General features: G+C 42.7%; 6 protein-coding genes and 1 pseudogene. 2 read left to right on the top strand and 5 right to left on the bottom strand.

The features are described 5' to 3' along the window. Window positions 1-329: pseudogene (locus QUA53_RS04405) on the top strand (IS4 family transposase); the annotation flags it as partial. Window positions 330-535: 206 nt separating this feature from the next. Here QUA53_RS04405 and QUA53_RS04400 read toward each other — a convergent pair. The 5 genes from QUA53_RS04400 to QUA53_RS04380 all read right to left on the bottom strand — a co-directional run bounded on the left by QUA53_RS04400 (window position 536) and on the right by QUA53_RS04380 (window position 10934). Then, a complete protein-coding gene (locus QUA53_RS04400) occupies window positions 536-1966 on the bottom strand; it encodes a DUF3370 domain-containing protein (RefSeq protein ID WP_333095213.1) in 1431 nt (476 codons plus the stop codon). Window positions 1967-2261: 295 nt separating this feature from the next. Continuing rightward, window positions 2262-2996 carry a PEP-CTERM sorting domain-containing protein gene (locus QUA53_RS04395; RefSeq protein WP_333095214.1) on the bottom strand — a complete coding sequence of 245 codons (735 nt, stop codon included), beginning with the start codon at window positions 2994-2996 and terminating at the stop codon, window positions 2262-2264. Between the two features lie 220 nt (window positions 2997-3216). Beyond that, a complete protein-coding gene (locus QUA53_RS04390; RefSeq protein WP_333095216.1) occupies window positions 3217-3414 on the bottom strand; it encodes a hypothetical protein in 198 nt (65 codons plus the stop codon). A gap of 41 nt (window positions 3415-3455) precedes the next feature. Further along, on the bottom strand, window positions 3456-8756 hold the full coding sequence (locus QUA53_RS04385; protein WP_333095217.1) for an AAA family ATPase: 5301 nt from the start codon (window positions 8754-8756) through the stop codon (window positions 3456-3458). A 108-nt stretch (window positions 8757-8864) separates the two neighbouring features. Beyond that, the gene (locus QUA53_RS04380) at window positions 8865-10934 is read right to left on the bottom strand and encodes a carotenoid oxygenase family protein (RefSeq protein ID WP_333095218.1); all 2070 of its coding nucleotides are present in this window, start codon (window positions 10932-10934) and stop codon (window positions 8865-8867) included. 577 nt (window positions 10935-11511) lie between these two features. Between QUA53_RS04380 and surE the strand changes: the two genes are divergently transcribed. Continuing rightward, window positions 11512-12189 (top strand): 5'/3'-nucleotidase SurE, encoded by a 678-nt coding sequence (surE, locus tag QUA53_RS04375; protein WP_333095219.1) that lies wholly within the window; start codon window positions 11512-11514, stop codon window positions 12187-12189. Window positions 12190-12714: the final 525 nt, after the last annotated feature.

Raw genomic sequence — 12714 nt, 5'->3', positions numbered from 1 at the left:
TCAAGCTGCAAATCTGGGCTACTTGGCTATTTTATGCAGTTTTAGTAGATTTGGGAGATGCTGTCGCGGATGAATTGAGAGTACCAATTGAACGGATTTCATTAGAAATGATTTATCGGGGGATGTATCATTTTTCTGTTGCCTATCAAAAAGGATTAGCTTCTGACCTAGTTAAGTATTTTGCCGCCGACGAAAATCAAGATTTAGGGATTGTTAAGCGACGGCGAAAACCTCATGTCAAGCTAATTATTTCACCTTTCCCTGGAACTCAAAGAAGTCCCGAACAATTTTTTTTCAATAATAAAGGAACAAATGGAGTCATATTTTAATTGGGTCAACAGGTAAAAAATGAGTAAGATTACTCATTGACAATAGTGTTTTTAGCTTAACTTGTGAGCAATGCTCAAGAACAGAGCGATCGAGTGCATCCGTTATTAAATTAACTTTCACCAAAACTTAATGGCTATCTTAACTCATTAAAACAAAAACCCAAAGGTTAACAGTCAACCGTTAACAGTCAACCCTTAACCACCAACTAATTACTCGATCGCACAGTCAAAACTTGCGGCGGCGTCGCATCCGGCGGATACAAGAAATCCACCTGAACCAAACGGCGTTCCCCCGGCTTCATCTTCACATTCACCAAAGGTTCCCCCTGCTGTCCTCTGCGCTGCACGATGTGAATGTAGCGCGTCAAAATCTTGCCCGTATCATCATTAAACATCACCCGCACCGTACCTCGGAAAAATATCCGATTTTCAGGAGGATCATAAAACATCAATCCCCCCGATTCTGTATTTGCTTTAATCGGTGTTTGCATTTTAATGCTAACAGATTGGGTTTCACGAGATTTGTTGTAAAGGGGAAAAGTTAAGTTGTATTGAATCCCGTAATTACCGTGAGCAAAATAAGCAGTATCAGGATAGCGAGCTAACATTTTAGCGCTTTGAACTTGACCAGTGCCAAAAGTCCCCGTATCAGTAGTGCTCAAAGCATAAGAAAATGACTCGCCGCGCTTGGGAATCGTTAAATAATCAGTTCTCGAATTGTCCGTAATTTTAGCTTGCCACTGGGAACCTTCCGCTACTCCCGCTACGCGGCCGTAAATTTTTTGCACCGGATTTTCGCCTCTCGGAGTTGGTGCTAAATCTCTTGGTCCCGCTAAACCTTTGGTATTTAAAATATTTTCCCACTGTTCTAATGTGGGATATTGCTCGACTCCTCCTTGACTTTTAGGAGCAAACATTGCTAATGATGCTACATAAACCGAATTGCTGCTCGACATTCGCATCAAGGTCGATCGACCGTTGGAAGAAGGCGTCACATTCCCCACAGGTATCGGCAAATTCATCAGCATTCGGCTCTGATTCGCCGGAATCTCGATCGCAGCCGGCAAAATAGCTTGTCTGTATCCCCGCAGCACATCGCTGCTGATGCGGCTTCCAGGCCCCGCAAACACAGTGCCGAATCGATTCTCTAAATATGACGGCAAATCTACAAACAAAGCATCCGGCCGAGTTAAATAGGTCGCTCCTTGCAATACTTTTAAAGTAACAGGTTTCGAGTTGGGATTGTGGACAATTATTCCTTGAAATAAGGTGCGAGTTTCTTGGCGATTTTTAGCCTTGGCGATGTGGTGGGCAAAGATGTCAAATCGGCCTTTGAAGGGAAAGTTTAAGTGTGCAGAAGGTACTTGTTTTCCTTCCGGGGGAAATGTGGAGAGCAAAATGCCTTCGGTTTGCACGACTTCGGGGCTGTTGCTGTTGAAAACCGGGATGTTGTCGAGTTTTCCCGGTAAAACGCGCACTTGCTGAGGCACCGTCAGGGTTTTCAGGGGGCTGCTGCTTGGCTGTGGCGGCAAATCCAGTTCGTTTTCGGGTGCGGGGGCTTCTGGGTCGATGATCAGTTGTTGTTGGGCGGGAGGTGCGGGGATGGTTTGAGCTAGGGGGAAAATTGGCAAAAACATTGCTATAAACGCTTTTAACTGAACTTGCAGAAGATTGCCACATAGCAACCGACACAAAAACTTACCACAAGTTGGTTGATATTTTCTGGTGATTTTGGGACGTTAGGTCAATTTTTGCCGAAATTCTGGCATCGCAAATTTTTTGTTCTACATTGACAAAATGTAGAGCAAAAATAAGAGCCAGAGGCGGGATAGCTGCCCTGGCTCTTATGAGTTGATACTAGAAGTTAACCTGAATTCACTCGAAATGCGACGAGCTTTTCTGCCGATGGATGGCCTGCACCCCTGAGAAAATTTAAGCAAGAGCTTTTTTTGCCTGCTTGCGGCGGGCGGCGACTAAACTTCCCAACCCCATCACCATACCTGCGATAGTAGTTGGTTCGGGTACTGGCTCAGCATCAGCGGAAACTCCCGCCATAACTTTGTCACTGGTACCAACACTAGACCCAGCTACCTGCTGGAAGCGAACCCCTGCCTTGAGCGTACCATTCTGAAATCCCGTCAAGAAAGCACTTTCTGCCTGAGCCGCACTCAGACTGCTGCCAGTTAGCAAAAAGCTAACCAAAGTAGACTGATTTTTATATAAGCCTCCATTAGCGTTCCCACCATTAAAGCTATTGCGCGGAGTGCTAATGCCATAGTCGAAACCGTTGTGCAAACCGCTAATATCAACGTTTTGCCAAAACGATGTAAAAGTGCTGCCTGCAGTCGATTTAACCGATGCACTAACGCCGCTCAATACGTCAAATGCCACGGCAACGAGAGAAGAGTCTGTTGCACCACCGGCTGTAGCCTGAGTGCCAGTGGTATTGGTGATGCCCAAATTCAGGAGCAAGTCGGCTCCACTTTGGACAACGTTGAAGTCCAATGTTGCAGTAGCGCCGGTGCCAATGCCGTTGGTCGTACCGTACTGAGGAGCCACGGATAAACTGAATGCTTGGGCTTGCGTTGCAGTTAGTAAGGAAGAAGCAACAACTAAACCAGCGGTAGCTAGACACGCGGTTAGTGGTTGGGCGAAGTTGGTTTTCATAAGAGTAATACCTTTTTTATATCGTTGGGGGGATTGACTTTATTGATTTCCTCTGATACCTATTTACAACATCGCTCATTTAAAAGTGTTTGTCTATACATTTTTGATACCTTTACCAAAACAATATTCTTCGAGGTTTATTCTTAAACCTTTCGTAAACCTGGTTGTATCGCAAACGCTAGGATGACTGTTGCTGAGGCATTCCACGGCTAACTATCCGTTATTGCAACTTTCGGTACCATCGGCTGTTACCACGAATAATTGCGTAATTATACTGATTGATAAATTTTAATTTATACAAAAATTGAGCGATCAGTTTGTCGATCGCACCTTCCTGAGTCCGCGCACCATTTCCAAAATTGTTGAGCGTGAAGTCGGTTTCGATCGTCGGACGCTCAAACAATTTACCAATTACCAATTAGCAATTACCAATTACCAATTCCCAATTCCCAACTTCCGTTATTTCTGTTTTAGGACTACCAACGTAATGTCGTCAAAAACCTTCTGTTCGTCAATATGTTGTCGCAGATGATCGATTACTGCCTGTCGAATTTCTTCAGCCGTTTTGTGGCGATTTTCTTTCGCCACTTGGCACAATCTTTCTATGCCGTAATACACTTTATTTATATTTACAGCTTCGGTAATTCCATCTGTGTAAAGCACTACTACATCCCCTGGATTAAGATGCACTTGAATTTGGGAAACAAAACCCGAAATATCTTCCTCTAATCCCAGGGGAAAACCGAGTTCCAGTGTATCGATCAGTTCGATTTTACCATCAGTACGGACTACGATAACTTCTTCATGTTGACCGCTGAGGCTGAAGTTACTATCTTGATAATCTAACAAAGCCAAGGTCATGTTTTTAGACGAGTCGATGCGCTCGATATTGGCATAAAGGGTGCGGTTTAACACATCAAGAAACTTCACCGGATCGGTTTCGTTCATTTGTTGGAGAGTGCGGACGGCGGTTTGCGCCATAATCATTAATACACCACTTTCTAAACCATGTCCCGTAACATCGCCGATGCTAATTTTTACCTTATCATTTCGGGTTAGCACGTCGTAGTAGTCGCCGCCAACTTCATCGGCAGGTTGCATATATCCAGCTATTTCTAATCCTTTAATTTTATCAAGTTCTGATTGTTTGGGCAAGATCATTTGTTGCAGTCGTTTCGTGACTTCTAACTCAGCACTGAGGCGGATGTTTTCGGCTTTAAGTTTGTTGTTGAGGGAGCTAATTTCCAGATTTGCTTGGGCGAGTTGGGCGGTGCGTTGTTGTACTTTATCTTCTAAAGTTTGATAGAGACGGGCATTTTCGATGGAGATCGCAGCTTGGGCGGAAATAATGTTGAGGACTTCTAGGCGATCGCGCGTAAAAGCCCCCGCTGTTAAATTATTTTCTAGGTATAGGATGCCCACCAACTTACCTTGATTAATCAGGGGGCTACACAAAATAGATTTAGGTCGCTGCTGAATAATATACGGGTCAGAGGCAAACCTAGTTTCAGTGGTTGCATCATCGATCGCAAGAGTTTCTTGCGTGCGTTCTACATAATTAATCAGCGAGATAGGAATCACTTGATTTTCAGTCCCTGACTTGGATATTAATTCACATCGTTCACCCGTACATTGAGCTTCAATTTTCCACTTACCTGCTGGGTCAGGTATGATGAAATAAAATTTTTCTGCTCCCGCGTTTTCCAGCAAGACTTGCATCAAATTCGAGAGTAACTTATCTAAATGAACTTCCCCTGAGAGCGCTTGGGAGGCTTTGATAATTGTTGATAAATCCAGCTCGTTTGCAACACCTGAACTGGTAGAAGTGACAGGGGTTCGGGTCTGAACAATCATTTCGTCTCTTCCACTCGTCAGGCTGTTTTTCCTACCGACGACTGGTGCGAGTAATTCAGCATGGCGCTCTTCTAAATCCTTAACTTTTGCCTTTGCTCCCCAGCGAATATAAGCATAGTAAGCGTCTATCATGTAGGTACGCGCTACTTTCTGACGACCTAATGCTAAATAAAATTCTGCTGCTAGTTCATTGGCGAGGGCTTCGTGCTGGACGTATCCATTTTCCTGGGCTCCATCTATCGCCAGGTCGTAATATTCCATTGCTGAGAAAGATTGCCCTAATACGCGGGCTTTTTCTGCTTCTACTAAGTCATACTTATGTTGGTAATTGGCTGGGCAATGGAAAGCCCAATTTTTCATGCTTTTCTGAGTTTCTTCTACTTGGTTGAGGTATTCTTGTTTCTTTTCTTCCTCTCCTGAATCTTCCTGAACATACTGGGCTAAAAGAATCAGACAATAGTAAAAATTCTGTTCAATAAAACTAATATTTGATTGAACGTAAACTGAATATTTCAACCCCTCTCTCGCAAACTCGATAGCTTCTTCATACTGCTTAAACAAATAGCAAACTACTGTTTTGGCAAAATAAAGCCTGAACAAGCAAATGAAATTCTTTACTTCTCTTAAATAAGAGATAGCTTTTTCCTCATTTAATATGCTGCCTATCAAGATCAGTTTATTATCTGTCATCCCCCTTAAATTTTCTACTAATTGACCGAGAATTTTGAGTAAATATAACTGGTGTTCTTGGGACAATCTCTCTGCCAAGTCAATATATAGTTTTTGCTGTTCTTGCAGGTAGTCCAGATGCTCGGCATTAAAAAATAAATGCCAGCAATAGAAATCAGCAGCATGACAAGCAAATTCTATGTCACCAAATTCTAAGCCGCTATTAATTGCTTGACGAAGGGGTTCTATCGTTTCTCTAGTATGCTTTTTGAGGTGGATAATACCAAGATAGGTACTAACTAAAACTTTAGAACGAAACTCTCTAGCATCTAACTTATCTAATAGCTGCAAAGCCAGTTGCCCCAGTTGATAGGATAAATTTATATCTGAGAATAGCCAAGATACTAATATACCGTAAACAGAATAGCCGTAAGTAGATTGCGGCGAATTCCCGTACTGACGAGAAAGTTCCACCATAGTATATATAATAGGTAGCGATAGCGGGCTTTCTGCAAAGCAAGCAGGTGCGAATATAAGAACTAAAAGCTGCATAGCCGCCTGCTTGTAGGGCTCGCTCATTTCAGGCAGGTTTGCTAACTCCTCAATATTGAGTTCTTGCGGGGGTGATTCATATAGGGTCACTCCTAGCATCTTTAGAACTTGCAGTCCGGCATCTAAGCCATCATTATTTTGATTTTTAGCGAGGTAAATTCTAATTTTCAGTACGTATAACTTGACTTGTTCGAGGATGGTTTTGACTTTTTGGAGAGTGCGATCGCACAAAATTTTCGCTCGTTCTAAATTGGCATTGAGATATTCGGCTTCCGTCGCTTCCAGATAAAAATTAAATGTCAGATCGTATCTACTTTCCCAGCTATCTTGACTCAGGAGTTCTATACCTACATTCAAATAATTAACAGCGGCTTCATATGCAGTAGCTGCCTTTGCTTTGTGTCCAGCAATCAGGTTTAATTCTGCCAACTCATCTTTTTCTGACTGATTAGTTAGCAAATCTGTGCCAAAATTCAGTTGGTTAACCAGAGCAAAAATATTATCTTTTCGCTCTTGCTCTGTTGTATTATCCAGCAGTAGTTGACCAATTTTCAGGTGAGTGGCTTTTTTGTCTGACTCTGGAATCAAAGAATAGGCTGCTTGTTGCACGCGATCGTGCAAAAATTTGTATTCAACTTTGATATTCCGTACAGATGCCAACTCTTCCTGGGCAAAGAGTAGAGGAATTTTGTAATTTTCAGACAGCGGCAGAATCAAACCCGCTTGCAGTGCTTCCCACAAATGAGCAGCCGTCGCTATGTTTGATTCTTCATTGACAATTGATAAAACTTCTAAGTTAAATTGGTTGCCGATACAAGCCGCTAATTTTAATGATTTCTGGGTTGTTTCAGGGAGTTTGCGAATATTGCGAGCAACCAGTTCAACAATATTGAAATCTGCGATACCAATTGCTTGGATTTGTTGAATATCCCACTCCCAGCGGTCTGTATCTACTTGATAAACCAGCAGATTTTCGGAGTACAGCGTTTTGAGTAGCTGCGTTAAGAAAAACGGATTGCCTTGGGTTTTATTAAAAAGTAACTCTGAAAAAACTTTTATTTCGTCTGAATTTACGCTGGCATCCAGAGTGTCGGCGATTAATTGGTTGACGCTATCCAAAGCCAGCGCCTGAATGGTGATATTATTCACCACCGTTTCAGTTTCTTGAATTTTTTCTATTGTCTGAATTAAAGGATGAACGGGACTGACTTCATTATCTCGATAAGCTCCAATCGTTAACAAATATTTGTTATCTGGGTCAGTGACTAAGAGTTGGATTAACTTTAGAGATGCCGAATCTGCCCACTGTAAATCGTCTAGGAATATGACTAGCGGGTGTTCGGGTTGACAAAAAACGCGAATAAATTGTTGAAATACCCGATTAAATCTGTTTTGGAATTCCGATGACCCCAGTTGAGGAACTTCAAGCTGTTTACCGATAATTAGTTCGACTTCGGGGATAACATCAATAATAACTTGACCGTTATTCTCTAGCGCATTTAATAAGTTTTCTTTCCAAATAGCAATCTCTTCGGAACTTTCAGTTAATAGCTGACGAACTAATTCTTGAAATGCTTGGATTAACGCCGCATAGGGAATATTGCGCTTAAACTGGTCAAACTTACCCGCAATAAAAGCTCCTCTAGCTGCTACAATTGGTTTATGAACTTCATTGACGATTGAAGTTTTACCAATCCCGGAATAGCCGGAAACTAACATCATCTCGGTGGCACCGAGGCTGACTCGTCCAAAGGCATCTAGAAGAATTTGGACTTCGGTTTCTCTACCATAAAGCTTCTGGGGAATGAGTAATTGGTTGCCGCGATCGCGTTGACCGATGGGAAAATTTTCAATCTTTCCAGTTGTCTGCAATTGCTGCAAACAAGTTTCCAGGTCAAATTTTAATCCCGCTGCACTTTGATATCGGTCTTCCGCATTTTTTGCTAACAGTTTCATGACAATATCTGAAACCGCTTGAGGAATTTCTGCTACCTCTTTAGGTGGGACGGGTTGTTTGGCAATATGACAGTAAACCAACTCCATCGGATCGGTGGTAGTAAATGGCAACTGGTTGGTCAGCATTTCATAGAAAGTCACTCCCAAAGAGTAGAAGTCGGTGCGATAGTCAATTGCTCGATTCATCCTTCCCGTTTGTTCGGGTGACATATAGGCGAGAGTCCCTTCTAGCAAATTGGGATTGACAATACTTTGCTGTTCTTTGGGTAAGGCGATCGCAATACTAAAGTCAGTTATTTTGACTTCCCTCGTTTCGGGGTTGATGATGATATTGCTAGGTTTAATATCTTTATGTATAATCCCTACTTTATGGATTTGACCGATCGTTTCTGCTAAAGAAATCGCCAAACTTAAAAAATCTTCTAATTTAACGTTTTTAAATGTCAATAATTTGTTAATAGCTCGACCACCAAAATCTTCTAATACTAAAGCAAAGCTATTCTGATAGCTAACCAGATTGTATGGCTTGACAATTCCTGGGATGTCTAATTTTTGGGGAATGCTGTATTCTTGTCTTAGGCAAGTAATCTCTTCAATGTTCGGATATTCATTTTTAATTATCTTAAGAATAACTGACTGGCTATCGCGCTCTCTGATTCCTCGGCAAACAACTGTTCTGTCTCCTTCATAAATTGTCTCTACAATTGTGTAGCCGGGGAGAATAATCATATTTTTACTTTTACTTTTTTTGTTTAAATATAAAAAGACTAGAGGTCAGGATGACCTAGTTTAAAGTAGCTTTGACCTCTAACCTTGTTAAATATATTACCGTTGCTCTCAGATCGATTTTAATTTTTTCTCAAAGTGAGGGTACACCTTTTCATCAAACAGATCCTGAATCTCCTGCGATCGCTTCTGAGCCACTAATTCCTGATAATCCTCCCTCACAGGCACGTTGTAGCTAGCTTGGCGGCGTCCAATACTTGGCAACCACGTCGTGTGCAAAGTTAACCCAAAGTTCAGAGAGGAATCGCTCAGTTTCCACTGAGGACCCTGCTTGAGATCCCAAGCCTCGAAAATCCAGATCTCGTAGGTATTGTTCAACCAAACAGTGCAGGTAATGTAACCATCCGTTGAACTGTTACCATCACCGCGCGGTATAAACTGGGGCGAAAGACCGATACAACCAGGAGGAAATTCATAGGAATCGGCAATCTTCATCGATTCAGTTGAAGAAGTATTCATCCGGAACAAGCTACTTGGTCTGCCTTCTTCTTTGGCAATTCTGAGCAATTCCTCTAGTGGCACTTCTCTGGACGGATAGTCTTTGAAGAAATCAACCATAAACTTACTGACTAGATCCTTCCAGAGTCCCAAAGATATCCAGTAGATATTATCAAGCTTACCTGGCGGCATGGTGGGATAGAGATCCGAAGGAAGTCGGTCAAGATAAGCATAAAGTGCTACTCCCCAAGTACATTTGCACTCTTCTGCTTCAGGGATAAATTTCTCTGGAATAACCTTCTGTTCAATGATTTCTCCAGTTTCTCCGTTAATGACGTAGCGTCCGACGCGACTGATGTCCATCTCGCTCTGTTCCATCCCGTTTGGGCGAGGTAACTTAGGGTCAAAATAAGGAGAGTCATCATAGGCACGTATCCATTCAGACACATCCCAAGCACAAGTATGTGCTGCATGGAGGGTAATCAGTTGTTCGGGATTGTCGTAATCTACGAGAAAATGGGTCACCTCTAGGGGAATTTCTACTTTTTGCACAGTCACTGTTGGCACATCTTCGTTGCGATCGCTAATCCCAGATTTTTGACCGTTGATTAAGCGATCGCGAGGTATGAGATAGACAGGAGTTGTTGCTAACTCCATGACATCCAGTTTTTTTCGCAAGCATTCTTCTAATCTTTTGTTTTCCGGAAAAGGGTTGTTAATTATCTGCTCTATCCCTGTTCTGAAAGAGGTATCTACAATTACCACGTAATTTTGAGAGAATCCAATTTGGTGAATGCTTTGCTTAATTTTGACAGGCGAACCATCAGGCAAGACTAGCTGCCATCGCTCTAGTTCTCCTTTACCATCCCAGCGCATTAGATAGATGAAATCTTCTGGAAGCTTGAATTTTTCCAGATATGGTCTCGCTGGTGGAAAAACTTTCTTTACTTGTTTCTTTAGTTTATTTGCCGTATTAGTTACGATGCCGAGAAAAGTTTTTAATGACATCCCATAATTGACCGTGAACATTTCGCTTTTGCGAACGTCAAATACCGGGTGAGCAGTGCTAAGCACGGGTGAAAAGGGAAAATTCAGGCACTGCAAGGGAAAATTTAGCTCAATTTCTCCTCGCCACTCTTTGTTCCAGCCTACAGGAGTTGCCACTTCAAGAGTTGCCGTATCAATTTCGTAATGACGACCCGCATCATAGGCAATTAGCAGGCGTTCTTGGGAGTCCTCAGCAAATTTCATTGGCAGGAAGGCAATACTTAAATCATTGCGAGAGCCAAGACACCAAGAAAACCTGATGATGCCATGATTGCGGAATTTATACTTGGCATATTTTTCACCAGGTTGGCTTGCTTCATCCGCATAGTAATCTGGTGGCCTGATAATCCGTGTAGTTAATAAAACTTCACCCTTTTGCTGGAAGTCGAATCGGTAAATCATACCGTCGCCGCTTAAGAATGAGTCTCCATTTGTAAAGGGAAGACCTCCTGATTCAATGGTTCCGACTGGTGCAATGATAAAGACATGACCCCGCAAGTCATCTGGTAATTCTTTCTCACCCATCTTGGTAATATTGAGTTTGATGTCGGTGAGTTCATCCCGTTTAGCTTTGACAAGCGATTCGGGAACCGTGGGACAGCCTGCTTTGGTATTGCTCTGAGTGGGTTCGCTCATGTGGCTCTCCTTAGTTAAAATGTAATAATGGTAACAGTGTAGATAAGTATTTGATTTATGAATGGGAAATGAGGACTGTAACTTAGATACTATCTTTGATAAAGATTTCATATCTATTCTCCCATCCCCTGCCTCAAAGCGCAATTGGAATCGACATTAACTTATTATCGGATCTCTCATACTTATGGTAATAACGCAAGCTAATAATTTAGCAGGATCGAGAGTTTCAACGTTCAGTCTCAGATACTTAGTATCCTCTGCTACTTTTAAGACCAAGCATCGGGGAGAGCCGAGGAAAAAATTATGTGATTAATTGATGTTTGCATCGACACTGATGTCATGAATGCTGCACTGGGGCAAGCGTAACAAGTCGCTTTAGCTGTCATATCAAGGTGCGACTCGGCTAAAATGTGGCGCGCCACATTTCTGGGGCAACTGTTCAATTAATGCCATGATATAAATGTGTGGCAATGCTCATACTGACGATCGCCACTAACCAACAACCAATTTGGGCTAGAACTACCAGAAGGTTGCCAGCCTCTGCGCTCTCAAATCGGTTCTATAAAACCGACACATAATGACGATAATTTTAACCAACGACGACGGCATAGATGCTCCCGGCATTCAAGCACTTTTGCAGGCTGTAGAAGGCAAAACAATTATGGTGGCTCCGCAGGGGCAATTGTCCGGCTGCGGGCATCAGGTGACGGCTCACAGTCCGATTCATGTCGATCGGCGATCGTCCGTGGAATATGCTGTAGGGGGAACACCGGCAGATTGCGTGCGTATTGCTCTTCATCACGTTTGTGCGAAGCCGGATTTGGTGCTTTCGGGTATTAATGCGGGTGGCAATTTGGGGGTTGACGTGTATATTTCGGGTACGGTGGCGGCGGTGCGGGAAGCAGCCATGCACGGTATTCCGGGAATCGCAATTTCCCACCGGATTAAAAGGCCGCTCGAAATAGACTGGGATGTCGCTACTCGCTGGACATCGCGAGTGTTGGCGGATTTGCTGAACCGGGAACCAAAGTCGGGGTGTTTCTGGAATGTGAATTTGCCGCATTTAGCCCCCGGAAGTGCGGAACCGGAAATTGTGTTTTGCCGGCCTTCAACGCAGCCGCTGCCAGTGGTTTACCGGGTGGAGGGAGAATACTTTTATTATGCGGGAGAGTACGGATCGCGCGATCGGGAGGCGGGGACTGATGTTGACGTGTGTTTTGAGGGTAATATTGCAGTTACTGAGATATCACTGTGATAGATTTGATGGGATTTGATGGGATTGGGCGATCGAACTCTATTTTTTTCAACCAAGTCTAAAAAAATGGTGTTAAATTCGATCGGCGACAGAATGTTTCATATTCATGGCTAAAAACAGATTTCATTATACTTTGGGTTTAGGAGTGCATATACCCTAGGTATAATAAACCTGTTTTCCGATTATCCCCAAATTAGGATATTGTAATTTATTCAGAATTGATACTAATAAAACTTACACAAAATTAATCGCAATTCCGAGAGTGGCAGCTATCTCTACTTGCGGCCCTCGGTGCTACCATAATTTTTTTTGTCATCCTTCGGCTTAGCAACACCATCAGGTTGTTTCTTTGGCTTTTTGATTTCTTTATTGCTTTTTCTTTCTTTTGACATGATTCTTCCTCAATTTTGACTCAGCATAACATAGATTGACACATTTGCCTAACTGCCAGTAGAGGGGGTGATTCTATACAGATATTACTCGCTGTTAGTTTTGTACAATCTGCAGTATATTATCTGCTAGGTT

Origin of the sequence: Microcoleus sp. Pol12B3 (assembly GCF_036701355.1) — a bacterium.
In the GTDB taxonomy this organism is placed as follows: domain Bacteria; phylum Cyanobacteriota; class Cyanobacteriia; order Cyanobacteriales; family Microcoleaceae; genus Microcoleus.
The sequence above is the reverse complement of the archived record's forward strand: the minus strand, read 5'-3'. Positions and strand labels throughout refer to the sequence as shown.

What these genes read in the sequence shown, in the direction of transcription:
- QUA53_RS04400 (WP_333095213.1), bottom strand. Translation starts at nt 1,966, where the DNA reads ATGTTTTTGCCAATTTTCCCCCTAGCTCAAACCATCCCCGCACCTCCC.
- QUA53_RS04395 (WP_333095214.1), bottom strand. Translation starts at nt 2,996, where the DNA reads ATGAAAACCAACTTCGCCCAACCACTAACCGCGTGTCTAGCTACCGCT.
- QUA53_RS04385 (WP_333095217.1), bottom strand. Translation starts at nt 8,756, where the DNA reads ATGATTATTCTCCCCGGCTACACAATTGTAGAGACAATTTATGAAGGA.
- QUA53_RS04380 (WP_333095218.1), bottom strand. Translation starts at nt 10,934, where the DNA reads ATGAGCGAACCCACTCAGAGCAATACCAAAGCAGGCTGTCCCACGGTT.
- surE (WP_333095219.1), top strand. Translation starts at nt 11,512, where the DNA reads ATGACGATAATTTTAACCAACGACGACGGCATAGATGCTCCCGGCATT.